Source organism: Pseudooceanicola aestuarii, from assembly GCF_010614805.1.
Classification (GTDB): domain Bacteria; phylum Pseudomonadota; class Alphaproteobacteria; order Rhodobacterales; family Rhodobacteraceae; genus Pseudooceanicola; species Pseudooceanicola aestuarii.
In genome coordinates, this window is sequence record NZ_JAAFZC010000001.1 from 1,810,827 (window position 1) to 1,827,881 (window position 17,055).

Annotated in this window: 18 protein-coding genes; 11 read left to right on the forward strand and 7 right to left on the reverse strand. The window is 63.0% G+C overall.

Going from position 1 to position 17,055, the window contains the following annotated elements; translation table 11 throughout:
* Positions 1-56: 56 nt before the first annotated feature.
* Together sucD and sucC are read right to left on the reverse strand one after the other, a co-directional pair.
* Positions 57-941, reverse strand: coding sequence for a succinate--CoA ligase subunit alpha (gene sucD, locus G5A46_RS08660; protein WP_163849016.1), 885 nt, complete (start codon positions 939-941; stop codon positions 57-59).
* A gap of 4 nt (positions 942-945) precedes the next feature.
* Positions 946-2,139: an ADP-forming succinate--CoA ligase subunit beta gene (gene sucC / locus G5A46_RS08665; RefSeq protein ID WP_163849017.1), complete on the reverse strand. Its 1,194-nt coding sequence runs from the start codon at positions 2,137-2,139 to the stop codon at positions 946-948.
* 247 nt (positions 2,140-2,386) lie between these two features.
* Between sucC and G5A46_RS08670 the strand changes: the two genes are divergently transcribed.
* Positions 2,387-2,734 carry a hypothetical protein gene (locus G5A46_RS08670; RefSeq protein WP_163849018.1) on the forward strand — a complete coding sequence of 116 codons (348 nt, stop codon included), beginning with the start codon at positions 2,387-2,389 and terminating at the stop codon, positions 2,732-2,734.
* 127 nt (positions 2,735-2,861) lie between these two features.
* On the opposite strand, the gene mdh is transcribed toward G5A46_RS08670, so the two are convergent.
* Positions 2,862-3,824, reverse strand: a complete 963-nt coding sequence (gene mdh, locus G5A46_RS08675) for a malate dehydrogenase (RefSeq protein ID WP_163849019.1) — start codon at positions 3,822-3,824, stop codon at positions 2,862-2,864.
* Positions 3,825-3,971: 147 nt separating this feature from the next.
* A complete protein-coding gene (locus G5A46_RS08680; RefSeq protein WP_239520692.1) occupies positions 3,972-4,280 on the reverse strand; it encodes a hypothetical protein in 309 nt (102 codons plus the stop codon).
* 268 nt (positions 4,281-4,548) lie between these two features.
* Between G5A46_RS08680 and G5A46_RS08685 the strand changes: the two genes are divergently transcribed.
* The 9 genes from G5A46_RS08685 to G5A46_RS08725 all read left to right on the forward strand — a co-directional run bounded on the left by G5A46_RS08685 (position 4,549) and on the right by G5A46_RS08725 (position 12,325).
* Positions 4,549-5,403, forward strand: coding sequence for an HpcH/HpaI aldolase/citrate lyase family protein (locus tag G5A46_RS08685; protein ID WP_163849020.1), 855 nt, complete (start codon positions 4,549-4,551; stop codon positions 5,401-5,403).
* 42 nt (positions 5,404-5,445) lie between these two features.
* Complete coding sequence (locus G5A46_RS08690; RefSeq protein WP_163849021.1) at positions 5,446-5,997, forward strand: NnrU family protein; 552 nt, start codon at positions 5,446-5,448, stop codon at positions 5,995-5,997.
* A 32-nt stretch (positions 5,998-6,029) separates the two neighbouring features.
* Positions 6,030-6,233: a DUF1737 domain-containing protein gene (locus G5A46_RS08695; protein WP_163849022.1), complete on the forward strand. Its 204-nt coding sequence runs from the start codon at positions 6,030-6,032 to the stop codon at positions 6,231-6,233.
* A complete protein-coding gene (locus tag G5A46_RS08700) occupies positions 6,233-7,264 on the forward strand; it encodes a MaoC family dehydratase (RefSeq protein WP_163849023.1) in 1,032 nt (343 codons plus the stop codon). Before G5A46_RS08695 ends, G5A46_RS08700 begins: the two co-directional genes overlap by 1 nt.
* Before the next feature lie 198 nt (positions 7,265-7,462).
* Positions 7,463-7,852 (forward strand): succinate dehydrogenase, cytochrome b556 subunit, encoded by a 390-nt coding sequence (gene sdhC, locus G5A46_RS08705; protein WP_163849024.1) that lies wholly within the window; start codon positions 7,463-7,465, stop codon positions 7,850-7,852.
* 14 nt (positions 7,853-7,866) lie between these two features.
* Positions 7,867-8,238: a succinate dehydrogenase, hydrophobic membrane anchor protein gene (gene sdhD, locus G5A46_RS08710; protein WP_163849025.1), complete on the forward strand. Its 372-nt coding sequence runs from the start codon at positions 7,867-7,869 to the stop codon at positions 8,236-8,238.
* Between the two features lie 15 nt (positions 8,239-8,253).
* Positions 8,254-10,059 carry a succinate dehydrogenase flavoprotein subunit gene (gene sdhA / locus G5A46_RS08715; RefSeq protein ID WP_163849026.1) on the forward strand — a complete coding sequence of 602 codons (1,806 nt, stop codon included), beginning with the start codon at positions 8,254-8,256 and terminating at the stop codon, positions 10,057-10,059.
* 10 nt (positions 10,060-10,069) lie between these two features.
* Complete coding sequence (locus tag G5A46_RS08720; protein WP_163849027.1) at positions 10,070-10,849, forward strand: succinate dehydrogenase iron-sulfur subunit; 780 nt, start codon at positions 10,070-10,072, stop codon at positions 10,847-10,849.
* 303 nt (positions 10,850-11,152) lie between these two features.
* Positions 11,153-12,325 (forward strand): type III PLP-dependent enzyme, encoded by a 1,173-nt coding sequence (locus G5A46_RS08725; RefSeq protein ID WP_204318715.1) that lies wholly within the window; start codon positions 11,153-11,155, stop codon positions 12,323-12,325.
* 74 nt (positions 12,326-12,399) lie between these two features.
* On the opposite strand, the gene yghU is transcribed toward G5A46_RS08725, so the two are convergent.
* Positions 12,400-13,272 (reverse strand): glutathione-dependent disulfide-bond oxidoreductase, encoded by an 873-nt coding sequence (gene yghU, locus G5A46_RS08730; protein WP_163849029.1) that lies wholly within the window; start codon positions 13,270-13,272, stop codon positions 12,400-12,402.
* A gap of 150 nt (positions 13,273-13,422) precedes the next feature.
* Here yghU and G5A46_RS08735 point away from each other — a divergent pair, with 150 nt between their 5' ends.
* Positions 13,423-14,262 carry an urea carboxylase-associated family protein gene (locus G5A46_RS08735; protein WP_163849030.1) on the forward strand — a complete coding sequence of 280 codons (840 nt, stop codon included), beginning with the start codon at positions 13,423-13,425 and terminating at the stop codon, positions 14,260-14,262.
* 18 nt (positions 14,263-14,280) lie between these two features.
* Here G5A46_RS08735 and deoD read toward each other — a convergent pair whose 3' ends face one another.
* On the reverse strand, positions 14,281-14,985 hold the full coding sequence (deoD, locus tag G5A46_RS08740) for a purine-nucleoside phosphorylase (protein WP_163849031.1): 705 nt from the start codon (positions 14,983-14,985) through the stop codon (positions 14,281-14,283).
* Between the two features lie 86 nt (positions 14,986-15,071).
* Positions 15,072-17,039, reverse strand: coding sequence for a protein meaA (locus tag G5A46_RS08745; RefSeq protein WP_163849032.1), 1,968 nt, complete (start codon positions 17,037-17,039; stop codon positions 15,072-15,074).
* Between the last annotated feature and the right edge of the window lie 16 nt (positions 17,040-17,055).

Genomic DNA, 17,055 nt, shown 5'->3' on the forward strand with positions numbered 1-17,055 from the left:
GTCCGCCTTTCGGTTGCTGTCCGCCCCGGCCCGCTGGGGGCCGGGGCAGGGGTTTCTTATTTGCCGATCGCTTTCAGAACGGCTTCGCCAAGGCCGGCGGGGCTGTCGGCAACAACGATCCCGGCGGATTTCATCGCCTCGATCTTGTCGTCCGCCCCGCCCTTGCCGCCGGCGACGATCGCGCCCGCATGGCCCATGCGGCGACCCGGAGGGGCCGTGCGCCCGGCGATGAAGCCCGCGGTCGGTTTGGAGCGGCCACGCTTGGCCTCGTCCTTCAGGAATTGCGCCGCTTCCTCCTCGGCGGAGCCGCCGATTTCACCGATCATGATGATGGATTGCGTTTCCTCGTCGGCAAGGAACATTTCCAACACTTCAAGGTGTTCGGTGCCCTTGATCGGGTCGCCGCCGATGCCCACGGCGGAGGATTGGCCCAGGCCCGCATCGGTGGTCTGCTTGACCGCCTCGTAGGTCAGGGTGCCGGAGCGGGACACCACGCCGACCGAACCACGCTTGTGGATGTGGCCGGGCATGATGCCGATCTTGCAGGCGCCGGGCGTGATTACGCCGGGGCAGTTCGGCCCGATCAGCCGGGAGGAAGATCCTTCCAGCGCGCGCTTTACCTTCATCATGTCCAGCACCGGGATGCCTTCGGTGATGCAGACGATCAGTTCCATCTCGGCGTCGATCGCCTCCATGATGGAATCCGCCGCGAAGGGGGGCGGCACGTAGATGACCGACGCGTTGGCGCCCGTCTCGTGCCGGGCCTCGTGCACGGAGTTGAAGACGGGCAGGTCCAGGTGGCTGGTGCCACCCTTGCCCGGGGTCACGCCGCCGACCATCTTGGTGCCGTAGGCAATCGCCTGTTCGGTGTGAAAGGTGCCCTGGGAGCCGGTGAGGCCCTGGCAGATAACCTTGGTGTTTTCGTTTACGAGAACTGCCATGTTCTTAGCCTTTCACTGCTTTCACGATCTTCTCGGCACCGTCGGACAGGTTGTCCGCGGCAATGACGTTCAGGCCGGAGGTGTTGATGATCTCCTTGCCCTGTTCGACATTGGTGCCTTCGAGGCGCACGACAAGGGGAACCTGGAGGCCGACTTCCTTGACCGCGGCGACAACGCCTTCGGCGATGACGTCACAGCGCATGATGCCGCCGAAGATGTTGACCAGGATGCCCTTCACCTGCGGGTCGGAGGTGATGATCTTGAACGCCTCCGTCACCTTTTCCTTGGTGGCGCCGCCGCCGACGTCCAGGAAGTTGGCCGGTTCCGCGCCGTACAGCTTGATGATGTCCATCGTGGCCATCGCCAGGCCGGCGCCGTTCACCATGCACCCGATCTCGCCGTCCAGGGCGATGTAGTTCAGATCGTACTTGGAGGCTGCGAGTTCCTTGGGGTCTTCCTCGGTCTCGTCGCGCAGGGCGGCGATGTCGGCATGGCGATAGATCGCGTTGCCGTCGAACCCGACCTTGGCGTCCAGGCATTTCAGGTCACCGCCAGGCATGACGATCAGCGGGTTGATCTCCAGCATCTCCATGTCCTTCTCCACGAAGGCCTTGTAGAGCTTGCCCAGCAGATCGACACAGGCTTTGACCTGCTTGCCTTCGAGACCCAGCATGAAGGCCACGCGGCGGCCGTGGTAGGCTTGGTAGCCGGTTGCCGGATCGACGGAGAAGGACAGGATCTTCTCGGGAGTGGAGGCGGCGACCTCCTCGATGTCCATGCCACCTTCGGTGGAGCAGACAAAGGAGATGCGCGAGGTCACGCGGTCCACCAGAAGTGCCAGGTACAGCTCCCGATCAATGTCGGAGCCGTCCTCGATGTAGATGCGGTTCACCTGCTTGCCGGCCGGGCCGGTCTGGTGGGTGACCAGCGTGCGGCCCAGCATGCGCTTGGCTTCTTCGGCGGCTTCTTCCACCGATTTGGCCAGGCGGACACCGCCCTTTTCACCTGCGTCGGCTTCCTTGAAGCTGCCCTTGCCGCGACCACCTGCGTGGATCTGCGCCTTGACCACCCAAAGCGGGCCGTCCATTTCGCCGGCGGCGGTCTTTGCCTCCTCCGCTTTCAGAACCACGCGGCCTTCGGAGACCGGGGCGCCGTACTGGCGCAGGATCGCCTTGGCCTGGTATTCATGGATGTTCATGAACTCGTCCCTCGTTTGATGCGATTGCAGGCGTGATGGCACAGTCTGCGGGGCACATGAACGGTTTTCTGGGGGGATCGGTCAAACTTCGCCCATTTTCCGACATTTGTGATCACATGAGAAAATCGTGTGATCACAAATCTGTCCACAGCGCCTTGCGTGAGTCGCCGAACGCCCCCCACAGCCCGTGGGAACAGGGTCGCGCGGCTGTGGGTTGAGCTGTCGAACCCCAAGAGGAGCCTGAGTGATGAACGGATATCTGCAACGCCACCTGCCCGCCGCCGTGTCGCGCAACCTGCCCGCGCGGCGTGATCGCATGGCCCGGCTGGCGCCGGTGGCCTTTGGCGGTTGCGTGGTGCTGGTCGGGGCCGTGCTGTCGCGAGTCCGGCCCGCCGTTCTGGATCTGCCGGACAGCGCGCCGCTGGGCGGTGAACCCCGTGGCCGGGCCGGACGCGCCATCGTGGGGCTGCGCGACGGGGCGCATCGCGTGGCACCGCAGAACATGTCGGCGCAGCTGGGGCGGTCGCTGATGCTGGCAGGGGCGGCGATGCTGACCGCGCGACTGCTGGACGAACTGGCAGACCGGCAGCGCTAGGACACGGCGGCGCCGCAGGACGAGTCAGCCCCCCCGGAACGCGCATCGGATCGGTGCAAAGGCATGAGAAAGGGGCGCAGCCAACCGGCGCGCCCCTTTCCCCTTGCATGTAAGTGATCGTGAGAGATCAGGCCAGGGAACTGTCGATGCCCTTGCAGGCCTCCACCAGGCCTTTGACCGCGTCGATGGATTTGTCGAACATGGCCTTCTCGTCCTTGTTCATCTTGATCTCGACGATGCGTTCGATGCCGCCTGCCCCGATCACGGTCGGTACGCCGACATAGGTCTTTTTCAGGCCGTATTGACCATCGCAATAGGCGGCACTGGGCAGCACGCGCTTCTGGTCTTTCAGGTAGGCTTCGGCCATCTCGATGGCAGAGGTCGCGGGCGCGTAGAAGGCCGAGCCGGTTTTCAGCAGGCCGACGATCTCGGCGCCGCCGTCACGGGTGCGCTGCACGATGGCATCCAGTTTTTCCTGCGTGGTCCAGCCCATGTCCACCAGGTCGGGCAGGGGGATGCCGGCGACGGTGGAATACCGGGTCAGCGGCACCATGGTGTCGCCGTGACCGCCCAGAACGAATGCGGTGACGTCCTTCATCGAGACATCGAATTCCAGGCTCAGGAAGTGGCGGAACCGTGCGCTGTCCAGAACGCCCGCCATGCCGCAAACCTTGTTATGCGGCAGGCCGGAAAATTCGCGCAGCGCCCAGACCATCGCATCCAGCGGGTTGGTGATGCAGATCACAAAGGCGTCGGGCGCGTTGTCGCGGATGCCTTCGCCGACGGATTTCATGACCTTGAGGTTGATGCCCAGCAGGTCGTCGCGGCTCATCCCCGGTTTGCGGGGGACCCCTGCGGTGACGATGCAGACGTCGGCACCGGCGATATCCTCGTAGGATTGCGTGCCCTTCAACTTGGCGTCGAAGCCCTCGGACGGGCCGGATTCCGCTATGTCGAGCGCCTTGCCCTCGGGGGTGCCTTCGGCGATGTCAAACAGGACGACGTCGCCCAGTTCCTTGAGTGCGGCGAGATGGGCGAGCGTGCCGCCGATCTGGCCTGCGCCGATCAGGGCAATCTTGGGTCTGGCCATTGGTTTTCTCCGGTCCGGTTGCAAAGATCGCGCATGGCGTAGGTCTTTTGCAGCGCGGACGCAAGAGCCATGGCAGCCCGTACCTGGCCGGTTCACGCCATGCGGTAGCCCGTTGGACCGCGCAGTGTGGCAGGCGCAAGTCGCGGATCAGGCGCCTTTTTCCTCACTCGGCAGGGTGTCTGTCAGGGCTTCGAACGCCTGGCCGGAGGCGATAAGGCAGGACAGCCCGTAGGGAGAGGTCATGACAATCGTCCAACTGCCGCTTTGGTCGGAGGCAAAGACCTCCACCATGGAGTTGTTGGCGCCCAGCCCGACGGAACGTCGAGTTTCGCCATAGGTGCTGCCCAACCGCTGGACCACCTGATCGCGCGGCGCGCAGGCGCGGGGTTGGGCCTGTGACAGGCCGGGCAGGGGGATCATAAGGGCGATGAGGGGAATCAGGGATCTCTGCGTCATCTCTATCTCCGTTCACAAGGGTATGCGGGCCAAAAGGGCGGGTAGCGCGTAGCTGCCGGCGCTGGTTATTCGGTGCGGGCACCGGCGGGCCCAGGGACACGGCCAAAACCCTGCGGGCCTAGCCTTCAAGATCCGGTTAATCCGACGGGCGATCCTTCGAATTGCGATCATTATTTCTGCGACGCGGCGGAAAAGCGGCGCGACCCCCTTGAAGTTTTCCGCAAAAAAGTGCGATCACCGCGCAAGAATCTTACTCGGAGGTTGTTCCATGGACGCATCGACCCGCCCGTACCGCTCTCTTCTCTATATACCCGGGTCCAAGGACCGGGCGCTGGACAAGGCCCGCAGCCTGCCGGTGGACGCGATCCTGTTCGACCTGGAAGACGCGGTCACGCCCGAGGCCAAGCCTGCCGCCCGTGACACCCTGCGGGCCGCGCTGCAACAAGGCGGCTACGGCGATCGGGCAAAGATCATCCGGATCAACGGGTTGGATACGGAATGGGGTGCGGGCGACGTCGAGGCGCTGAAAGATGCGGGCGCGGATGCTTTCTTGTTGCCCAAGGTGAACGCCGCCGCGGATATCGATGCGCTCTCCCCGTTACTGGGGCCGGACATGCCGATCTGGGCAATGATGGAGACGCCGCTGGCGATCTTCAATGCTGCCGAGATCGCAGCGCATCCCCAAGTTCAGGGATTTGTCGCCGGCACCAATGACCTTGCCAAGGAGCTGGGTTGCCGCAATCGGGCCGACCGGCTGCCGATGCAGATGGCGTTGCAGACGATCCTGATGGCGGCCCGCGCCCATGGGGTCATCGCCGCCGACGGTGTCTATAACCAATACCTGGACGAAGACGGCCTGCGCGATGAATGCGAACAGGGCAGGGATCTGGGTTTTGATGGCAAGACGCTGATCCATCCCGCGCAGGTTGCGACCGCCAACGCCGCCTTTGCCCCGACCGAGGCGGAGATCGACCTGGCCCGCCGCCAGATCGCCGCCCATGAAGAGATCGAGCGTACCGGTCAGGGCGTCGCCGTGGTTGACGGAAAGATCGTCGAAAATCTGCATGTCGAGACCGCGAAAAAGACCCTGGCCCGTGCCAAGGCCATTGCGAACAGGGGTTGAAGGGCGCAATGTGAAGGTGTTTCACATATAGGGAGAGGTCCCATGTTCCTAATCGCCCTCGGCCTGGTTCTCTGGACCTGGCCGCATCTCATGAACTCGCTCACCCCCGGCCTGCGGACGCGGCTGGGGGACGGCAGGGCCAAGCCGCTGATTGCCCTTTCCGCCCTGTTGGGCATCGTGCTTATGGTCATCGGCTATCGCGGTGCCGATGCGGGGTTCGTCTATGCGCCGCCGGTCTGGGGGCAGCACCTGAACAACCTGCTGATGGTGATCGCCGTCGTCTTTCTGGGGGCGGCTCATTCCAAAAGCCGCCTGCGCGCTCTGATCCGCCACCCCATGCTGACCGGGGTCGCGATCTGGGCCGTGGCGCACCTGCTGGTGCGGGGCGATGCGGCCTCCGTCCTGCTGTGGGGCGGGATGCTGGCCTGGACGCTCATCAGCCGAACGGCGACCAACCGGCGGGCCCATGATTACGTGCCCTTTGCCGGTGGCAGCCTGACGGGGGATATTCGGCTGGCAGTGATCTCCGCCGTGGTCTTTGCCGTCATCGTTGCGATCCACGCCTGGTTGGGTCCGATGCCGCTGCCCATGTGACGGGCGCTCTGTGATCTGAAGAAAGGGATGCGATGAAACTCTACCGTTTGCTGACAGAGGACGATACCTCTGCCTTTTGTCACAAGGTCAGCGCCGCGCTGAGCAAGGGGTGGGAACTCTACGGAGATCCCACCTATGCCTATGATTCCGCGAATGGAACCATGCGTTGCGGACAGGCGGTGACCAAGGAGGTGCCAGGCACCTACTCCCCCGACATGAAGCTGGGGGCACAGTGATGGCCAAGACCAATCCCGGCCGCTTCTTCGAGGATTATCGCCTGGGTGAGGTGATCCGCCATGCCGTCCCGCGTACCGTCTCGGGGGGGGAGAGGGCGCTGTATCACGCGCTTTATCCGGCGCGCCATGCGCTGCATTCTTCGGATGTATTCGCGCGGGATTGCGGGCTGGCTGCCGCACCGCTGGACGATTGGGCGGCCTTTCACGTGGTGTTCGGCAAGTCGGTCCCCGACGTGTCGCTGAACGCCGTGGCCAACCTGGGTTATGCCGAGGGGCGCTGGCTGAAGCCGGTCTGGCCGGGGGATACGCTGCGCTCTGAATCCGAAGTGATCGGGTTGAAGCAGAATTCCAACGGCAAGACCGGTGTCGTCTATGTGCGGACCCGCGGGCTGAACCAGGATGGCGACGTCGTGATGGAATTCTGTCGCTGGGTGATGGTGCGCAAACGCGATGTGGACGCGCCCGCACCAGATGCAGTTGTGCCGGACCTCGCGCCTGTCATCCCCGCCGAAGACCTGGCGATTCCGGGAGGGTTGGATTTCACCGGTTACGATTTCACCCTGTCCGGAGAGCCGCACCGCTGGGCCGATTACCATGTGGGCGAAGTGATCGACCATGTCGACGGCGTCACCGTCGAGGAGGCGGAACACATGTTGGCCACCCGGCTGTGGCAGAACACGGCCAAGGTGCATTTCGACGCGACCAACCGCGCCGACGGCCGGCGGCTGATCTATGGCGGGCACGTGATCTCGATGGCGCGGGCGTTGTCGTTCAACGGGTTGGCAAATGCGCAGATGGTCGTCGGGCTGAACGGCGGCGCCCATGCGAATCCCTGTTTCGCGGGTGCGACGATCCGCGCCTGGTCCGAGGTTCTGGGCAAGGCCGAGACCGCCGCGCCCGGCGTCGGGGCGATCCGGTTGCGGCTGGTGGCGACCTCTGATGGCTCCGTCGGGAGGCGTCGCGGTGAGGACGGAAAATACCTGCCGGGGGTGCTGTTGGACCTCGATTATTGGGCGCTGATGCCGCTGTAGCCGGCAGGTCTGGGCGCGGAGGAAGGTCGGCGCCCCGGCAACGGGCGGTTTTGTGATCACGGCTTTCCGAGTGTGATCACAAAATCTGCCACTTTTCCCGTTCTGCCCGGATTTCTGTGAATTCAGGGCGCGAGAAAGGATGACAACAGCACAAATCTTGGTAGAACGAGCCGCAAGGGAAACCGGAAAGGACATCTCATGGCTGATGTGAACCGGGGCAACCGCCCGCTCTCGCCCTTCATGCTGGGCAAGTATTACAGGTTCCAACTGAACTCCGTCACCTCGATTCTGACGCGGATCACGGGCAATGCCCTCGTCGTTGCCGCGCTGCTGATCGCCTGGTGGCTTCTTGCCGCATCCTCGGGCGCCGAATACTTCGCTACCGCGGATTTCGTGATCACAAGCTGGCTTGGCGACATCGTCATGGCCGTCTCCGCGCTGGGGTTGTGGTATCACACCCTCGCCGGTGTCCGGCACCTGCTGTGGGACAACGGCTATTTCCTGGAGGTCGAGGCCGCTGACAAGCTGGGCTGGATCGTCCTGATCGGTTCGGTCGTTCTGACCGTCCTCACCCTCATCATCGTCTGACCGGAGAGCCAGCCATGCGTTATCTGACCGATCGCAAGCGCGCCGTGGGTCTTGGTTCCGCCAAAAGCGGGACAGAGCATCACTGGGCCATGCAGATAAGCTCTGTCGCGCTTCTCATCCTCGTTCCGCTGTTCGTATTCACAACCGGGTGGATCATCGGCGCCCCCTACGAGGAGGTCGCCGCCTATTACAACCGCCCGTTCCCGGCCATCGTCGCCGCGCTGACGCTGATCGTCGGCATGATGCATTTCAAGAACGGCGCCCAGATGGCGATCGAGGATTACGTCCACGGCCTGGCCGGCCGCCTGACGATCATCGCCGTTACCTGCCTGTCCTACGCCATTGCCGCTGTCGGGGTGTATGCCCTGATCCGGCTGGCACTCTAACGATCCGAGGTTCCGATGGCTGCATACGAATACGAGACGCATGAATATGACGTCGTGGTGGTGGGCGCCGGCGGTGCCGGGCTGCGGGCGACGCTGGGCATGGCCGAACAGGGGCTGCGCACGGCCTGCGTGACCAAGGTCTTTCCGACCCGGTCGCATACCGTCGCGGCGCAGGGGGGCATCGCCGCCTCCCTGTCCAACATGGGCCCCGACAACTGGCAATGGCACATGTACGACACCGTGAAAGGGTCGGACTGGCTGGGCGACACGGACGCCATGGAATATCTGGCCCGCTCCGCCCCCGACGCGGTGTACGAGCTGGAGCATTACGGCGTTCCCTTCTCCCGCACGGAAGAGGGCAAGATCTACCAGCGCCCCTTCGGCGGGCACACGACCGAATTCGGCGAGGGCCCGGCCGTTCAACGGACCTGCGCGGCCGCTGACCGGACCGGCCATGCCATCTTGCACACGCTTTATGGACAATCTCTTAAGAACAACGCGGAATTCTACATCGAATATTTCGCGATTGACCTGATCATGTCCGATGACGGGGTCTGCCAGGGGGTTGTTTGCTGGAAACTCGACGATGGCACCATGCATGTCTTCAACGCCAAGATGGTGGTGCTGGCGACCGGTGGTTACGGCCGGGCCTATTTCTCCGCCACTTCGGCGCATACCTGCACCGGTGACGGTGGCGGCATGGTGGCGCGCGCGGGGCTGCCCCTGCAAGATATGGAATTCGTTCAATTCCACCCGACCGGCATCTACGGCTCCGGCTGCCTGATTACCGAAGGCGCGCGGGGTGAGGGCGGCTATCTCACCAATTCCGAGGGGGAGCGGTTCATGGAACGCTACGCCCCGCAATACAAGGATCTGGCGCCGCGCGACTATGTCTCCCGCTCCATGACCATGGAAATCCGCGAGGGACGGGGCGTCGGCGAACATGGCGATCACATCCACCTGAACCTGTCGCACCTCCCGGCGGAGGCGCTGGCCGAACGGCTGCCCGGGATCTCCGAATCGGCCAAGATCTTTGCCGGTGTGGACGTCACGAAAGAGCCGATCCCCGTCCTGCCGACCGTGCACTACAACATGGGCGGCATCCCGACGAATTACTGGGGCGAGGTTCTGAACCCGACAGCGGATGATCCCACTGCGATCGTCCCCGGCCTCATGGCGGTGGGGGAGGCCGGGTGTGCTTCCGTTCACGGAGCGAACCGACTCGGTTCCAACTCCTTGATCGACCTCGTGGTCTTCGGTCGCGCCGCGGCGATCCGCGCCTCCAAGGTTGTGGATCCCGAGGCCGCCACCCCGGCGGCGTCGCAAGCCAGCGTCGATGGCGTGTTCGACCGGTTTGACAAGGTTCGTCATGCCGATGGGGCTATCCCGACCGCCGATCTGCGGCTGGAAATGCAGCGTACCATGCAAGCGGACGCGGCCGTGTTCCGTGAAAGCTCAACGCTGGAAGAGGGTGTCGAAAAGATGTCCGCCATCGCCGCAAAGATGGGTGATCTGAAGGTTACCGACCGCTCGCTGGTCTGGAACTCCGACCTTATGGAAACGCTTGAGTTGGGCAACCTGATGCCCAACGCCCTGGCCACCATCGTCGGCGCCGAGGCGCGCAAGGAATCGCGGGGCGCCCATGCCCATGAAGATCACCCGACCCGGGACGATGACAACTGGCGCGTGCATTCCATCGCCCGCGTGACGGGAAACAAGGTGGACCTGTCCTACCGCCCGGTCATCACCGATCCCCTGACCACCGAGGCCGAAGGCGGGATCGCATTGAAACGCATCGCGCCCAAGGCGCGGACGTTCTGAGGAGGACGACATGGTTCAATTCACGCTTCCCAAGAACTCCCGGATCAAGACCGGCAAGACCTGGCCGAAACCCGAGGGTGCGACCAACGTCCGCAAGTTCCAGATTTATCGCTGGAACCCCGATGACGGTCAGAATCCGCGGGTCGATACCTATTTCCTGGACATGGACAAATGCGGTCCGATGGTTTTGGACGCGCTGATCAAGATCAAGAACGAGATTGATCCGACCCTGACCTTCCGTCGATCCTGCCGCGAGGGGATCTGTGGCTCCTGTGCGATGAATATCGGCGGAATCAACACCTTGGCCTGTATCTACGGGCTGGACGAGGTGAAGGGCGACGTAAAGATCTACCCGCTGCCGCATCTGCCGGTGGTCAAGGATCTGATCCCCGACCTGACGCATTTCTATGCGCAGCATGCCTCCATCATGCCGTGGCTGGAGACCAAGACCAACCGGCCCAAGAAGGAATGGCGTCAGTCCATCGAGGACCGCAAGAAGCTCGATGGACTTTATGAATGCGTCATGTGCGCGTCCTGTTCGACATCCTGCCCCAGCTATTGGTGGAACGGCGATCGCTACCTGGGCCCGGCCGCGTTGCTGCATGCCTATCGCTGGATCATCGACAGCCGGGACGAGGCCACGCCGGAACGCCTGGACGAGCTGGAAGACCCGTTCAAGTTGTATCGCTGCCACACGATCATGAATTGCGCCAAGACCTGCCCCAAGGGGCTGAACCCGGCCAAGGCGATTTCCGAGATCAAGCAGATGATGGTCGAACGCACGGTCTGATCCCGCCTCGCGCTGCCAGATGACCAAGCCCCGGCGCCGCCCCCGCGCCGGGGCTTTTCATGTCTGAACATCGTGCGTGGCCTAGCCGCATCACTGGTCGGTGGAACGAAAAAATCCTCCCAAGGGATAAGAAACCGCTTGAACGACTCGTCATTTGGCCCGATATGCGCCCTCACATACAGACGCCAACGCACGCGCCTCTGGCGAGAGGGGTAAGTCCATATCCCCTGCGGTTACGTAGCGACGGTAACGTCTCCCTTGGAACTGAGCGGTCATATATGGCCGGGTCTATTGGAGATGACCATGAACGCATACGTAGCCGATTTCTCGGCCCGATCCTCTGTGTCCCGTGCTTCCCGTGTGGAAGATTTCATTCGCAAGAACCACTTCGACCGCCCGACGCTGGTGTTGGACGTGGATCGTGTGGAAGAGCAATATCACGCGCTGAAATCCGGTCTGGGCCGTGCCCGTGTGCACTACGCCGTGAAGGCGAATCCGCAGCGCGAAATCATCGAGCGACTGGTCAAACTTGGCTCCGGCTTCGACGCGGCCTCCCGTGCAGAGGTTGAGCTGTGCCTCTCTCTCGGCGCGGCGCCGGAGGATATCTCCTTTGGCAACACGGTAAAGAAGGTGCGCGACATCGAGTTCGCGTTCAACGCAGGCGTCACCCTTTTCGCCGCAGACGCGGAAGAAGAGCTTGAAAAGATTGCAGAACATGCCCCGGGCGCCGAGGTCTACATCCGCTTGATCGTGGATGCCTCCGAAGCTGATTGGCCGCTGTCACGCAAGTTTGGCTGTGCCCGTGACAAGGCGATCGGCCTGCTGGACATGGCCCGGAGCCTGGGCCTTTCCCCGGTGGGGTTCTCCTTTCACGTCGGGTCGCAGACCAAGCGTGCCACCATGTGGACCACGACGCTGGACCAGATCGCCGCCGTTTGGCACGCTGCTCGCGCTGCCGGCCATGACCTGACCCTGCTGAACATCGGAGGCGGTTTCCCCGCCTATTACGGCGAAGAAATCGAAGGACCGACCCCGTATGCGCGCCACGTGATGGAACTGATCGCCGAGCGTTTCGGCGATGTCCCCCACGTGATGGCCGAGCCGGGCCGCGGGCTGGTGGCAGAAGCCGGGATGATCACGGCCGAAGTGCTGCTGGTGTCCCGGAAATCCGACGATGATCTGCATCGCTGGGTCTATCTGGATATCGGCAAGTTCTCTGGCCTGGCCGAAACCATGGACGAGGCGATCCGCTACCAGTTCATCACCGATCGCGATCACGAGGATTTCGGCCCCTGCATTCTGGCCGGCCCGTCCTGTGATTCGGCCGACGTCCTGTACGAGAAGCGCCCGGTGGAACTGCCCCTCGGCTTGCGGTCCGGCGACCGGTTCCTGATCCGCAATTGCGGGGCCTATACCTCCACCTATGCATCGGTGGGGTTCAACGGCTTCCCGCCGCTGGATGTGGCCGTTATCTGACCGGATCGCGAGGATCGGCAAGGCATGTTGCCCGGAAGGGGCGCGGCGGGTCCGCGCCCCTTTTCATTGGACGCTCAGCCTTTGCCGCTCAGCTTGTCCTGGGTGCGGGTCTCGAAGTCGCCGGCATCATGGCGTTCGTGCAATTGCCGGGCCGGGTCGCCACTGACACGGTTGACCATGATGCCCCGCTTCACGGCCGGGCGGTCCTGGATCTGACGGGTCCAGCGCTGCACATTCTTGTAGCTGTCGACATCCAGGAAGGTGCCGGCCTCGTAGGCGCGGCCCAGTACAAGGTTGCCATACCAGGGCCAGGTCGCCATGTCGGCGATCGTGTATTGTGCCCCGCCCAGATACTCGACCTCCGCCAGGCGCTTGTCCAGAACGTCCAACTGCCGTTTCACCTCCATGGCGAAGCGGTCGATCGGGTATTGCCACCGTTCCGGGGCGTAGGCGTAGAAATGCCCGAAGCCGCCGCCCAGGTAGGGCGCCGAGCCTTGCAGCCAGAACAACCAATTCAGCGCCTCTGTCCGTTCAGGGCCGGATTTCGGCAGGAAGGCCCCGAATTTCTCCGCCAGGTGCATCAGGATGGCGCCGGATTCGAACACCCGTACCGGTTCCGGGCCAGAGCGGTCCCAGAGCGCGGGGATCTTGGAGTTCGGGTTGACCTCGACGAAGCCGCTATCGAATTGATCTCCCTCGCCGATGTTGATCAGCCAGGCGTCATACTCGGCATCCGCATGGCCGGCGGCCAGCAGTTCCTCGAACATGATGGTGATCTTCTGTCCATTGGGCGTGGCCAGGGAATAGAGCTGGAAGGGATGTTTCCCGACTTGCAGATCCTTGTCCTGAAGCGCGCCGGAGACGGGGCGGTTGATGCTGGCGAAGCGGCCACCGTTCTCCTGGTTCCATGTCCAGACCTCGGGGGGGGTATAGCTGTCCTGGGGCATATCGACCTATCACTCCTGTCATGTCGTTTCCCGGCGACTAGACTATGTTCCGGCGCGGGTCTCAATGCGCATTCCGGTGATGTGACGCACCCACACCGCGCTTGTCCTTTCGTGGTTGCACAGCCGGGTGTGGGGAATAGTCTTCTCGTCATGGAACCCAAAGACGCCCAGACCCGCCGTGCCATCCCCCCTGTCATATGCTACCCGGTGGAAACGCTGCCGGCGCCTGATCTGGCGCTGTATGACGCCGCCCGAACCGGTGCGGCGAAGGTCGGGGAAATCCGCGTGCCGCCCCGTGATGCCGCGACGTTTCGAGTGCCGCAAGGACATTTCTTTCGGATCACATCGGTGGAGGGACCCCAGGTCGGCGATCTGAACCTGTGGAACGCCAGGGATCTGGATGAGCGGTTCTTCTCCGGAAAATCGCGCGCGTTGCATGGCACCCATCTTACCCGCGGGCACCGGATGTGGAGCAACCTGCCGAACCTGCGGCCGATGGCGACGCTGATCGCGGATACACTGGCGTGGTACGGCGTGGACGAATTTGGCGGCAGGGTGCATGACGTGATCGGCACGCGCTGCGATCCCTATACCCATCGCCTGTTGTCGGGGGGAGAGTATCACCATTGCTGTCATTCCAATCTGACCCGCGCCCTGGCCGCAGAGACGGGAATGTCCCTGGCGGAGGCTGAGCTACATGTACACGACGTGCTGAACGTCTTCATGTGCACCGGATTTACGCGTGATTCGGGTCAATACTTCATGAAGGCCAGCCCGGTGAGGCCGGGAGATTACCTCGAATTTTTTGCAGAAATCGATCTTCTGGGGGCGTTGTCGGCCTGTCCCGGTGGTGATTGCGGATCGGAACATTCATCGGACACGGCGCTCTGCTACCCCTTGTTGGTCGAGGTTTTCGCCCCGACCGAGGGGACGCTGCACCATTGGGTCTCTCCGCCCCGCAACGCCTATTCCCGTAGCCATGGGGCGTAGGCGCGCAGGCAGGCGCGGTCAGGAAAAAGCCGCCTCAAGCGCGACTTCGACCATATCTCCGAAGGAGCGTTCGCGCTCCTCCGAGGGTAGTGCCTCGTGGGTCAGAAGATGGTCGGATACGGTCAGGACAGCCAGGGCGCGGCAGCCGTGGCGCGCAGCGAGGTTGTAGAGTTCAGCCGCTTCCATCTCCACGCCCAGTATCCCGTGACGGGTCATCTGTTCGTTCAGGTCGGGGCGCTCGTCATAAAAGACATCGGCGGAGTAGATGCCGCCTGCATGGGTCGTCACCCCCTTGGCCCGTGCTGCGTCGTCGGCGGCTCGCAGCAAGGTGTAATCGGCGCAGGGCGCGAAATTCATGTCCCCGAAGATCCCGCGCGATGGGGTGGACAAGGTCGTCGCGGTCATCGCCAGGATAATATCGCGCAGTTTGACCTTTTCCTGCATCGCGCCGCAGGAACCGATACGAATCAGCGTCTTGGCCCCATAATCGCGGATCAGCTCATTTACGTAGATCGACAGGGAAGGCATCCCCATGCCGGATCCATGAATGGTCACGCGGTGCCCGTTCCAGGTGCCGGTATAGCCCAGCATCCCACGTACTTCGTTTATCAGTTCCGGTGCTTCCAGAAAGGTTTCTGCCGCCCAGCGGGCGCGGTAGGGATCGCCGGGAAGCAGAACGGTTTCGGCGATCTGGCCAGGCTCGGCCCCGATATGGATGGTCATGATGCACCTCTGGTTTGCGCTGCGCCCGAGTATCGAGGTTGAGCAAGGTGTTGTCCACGGGGGCCGGGTATGCGGTGTCGCAAAGGCTACTGCGCCGCCACGGTCGTGGGGTCAACAAGCGCCACCACATCGGTCATGATCGTGTTCAGTTCGAAATCCTTCGGAGTGTAGACGCGGGCAACACCCAGGGCACGCAGGCGATTGGCGTCCTCTTCGGGGATGATACCGCCGACCACCACCGGCAGGTGGCTCAACCCGGCCGCGTGCAGGCGGGTCATCGTCTCCTCGACCAAGGGCATATGGGAACCGGAGAGGATCGAAAGACCGATCACATGGGCGTCCTCTTCTCCTGCACGGGTGACGATTTCCGCAGGCGTCAGGCGGATGCCTTCGTAGCTGATGTCCATGCCGCAATCGCGTGCTCGGACGGCGATCTGCTCAGCACCATTCGAATGACCGTCCAGCCCGGGTTTCCCGATGATGAACTTCAGCCGCCGGCCCAATTTGTCGGAAACCGCATCGACCGCGTTTCGGATATCGTCCAGCCCTTCCGTGCGGTTGGAGGGGGAGCTCGCGACGCCCGTGGGTCCGCGGTATTCCCCATGCACCGCGCGCATCTGAGCGGCCCATTCCCCTGTTGTGACGCCGGCGCGCGCCGCCGCGATGGAGGCCGGCATGATGTTGTCGCCATTCGTGGCTGCCTCGCGCAGGGTGGCGAGAGCGGACTGCACCGCTGCGTCATCTCGTTCCGCGCGCCAGCTTTCGATACGGGCGATCTGTTCCGCCTCCACCGCAGGATCGACGGTCATGATGCCGCCGTCCTCGCCCATCAGCGGGGAGGGTTCGGCCTGTGTCCAGGCATTCACGCCAACGACGATGGTTTCCTTCGTCTCGATCCGGTTGAAGCGCTCGGCATTGGAATCGACCAGGCGGGATTTCATGTAGTCAATTGCCTTCACCGCTCCCCCCATGCCGTCAAGGTTGGCGAGTTCGGCCCGTGCGCCATCCTTGAGCGCGGCGACTTTGGCATCCACGGCGGGGTTGCCATCGAACAGGTCGTCATATTCCAGCAGATCCGTCTCATAGGCCATGATCTGTTGCATCCGCAGCGACCATTGCTGGTCCCAGGGGCGGGGCAGGCCCAGAGCCTCGTTCCAGGCCGGCAGCTGTACGGCGCGGGCACGGGCGTTCTTGGACAGGGTAACGGCCAGCATCTCGATCAGGATACGGTAGACGTTGTTTTCGGGTTGCTGTTCCGTCAGGCCCAGAGAATTGACCTGCACACCGTATCGAAAACGGCGGTATTTCGGATCCTCCACGCCGTAGCGATCTTGGCAGATTTCGTCCCACAGATCCACGAAGGCGCGCATTTTGCACATCTCGGTAACGAAGCGGATGCCGGCGTTCACGAAAAAGGAGATGCGCCCGACGACGCGGGGAAAATCTTCCGCGGGCACGCGCGGCTTCAGCTCGTCCAGAACAGCGATCCCGGTCGCAAGGGCATAGGCAAGCTCCTGCTCCGGCGTGGCGCCGGCCTCCTGCAGGTGGTAGGAACAGACATTCATCGGGTTCCATTTGGGAACCTCCCGGTAACAATATTCCGCGACATCGGCGATCATCTTCAACGACGGTTTCGGCGGGCAGATATACGTGCCGCGGCTTAAATACTCCTTAACAAGATCGTTCTGCACCGTGCCTTGCAGCGTCTTTCGGTCCGCGCCCTGCTCCTCTGCCACCGCGATGTAAAGCGCCAGCAGCCAGGGCGCCGTGGCGTTGATGGTCATCGAGGTATTCATGTCCGCCAGCGGGATCTGGTCGAACAAGGTGCGCATGTCTCCCAGGTGGCTGATGGGCACGCCGACCTTGCCCACTTCGCCCCGGGCCAGGACGTGATCGCTGTCATACCCCGTCTGCGTGGGCAGATCGAAGGCCACGGACAATCCTGTTTGCCCTTTGGTAAGGTTTGACCTGTAGAGAGCGTTGGAAGCCTGCGCCGTGGAATGGCCGGAATAGGTACGGAAGAGCCAGGGGCGGTCTTTCTGGGTCTCTGTCATGGCAGGCCTCACAATC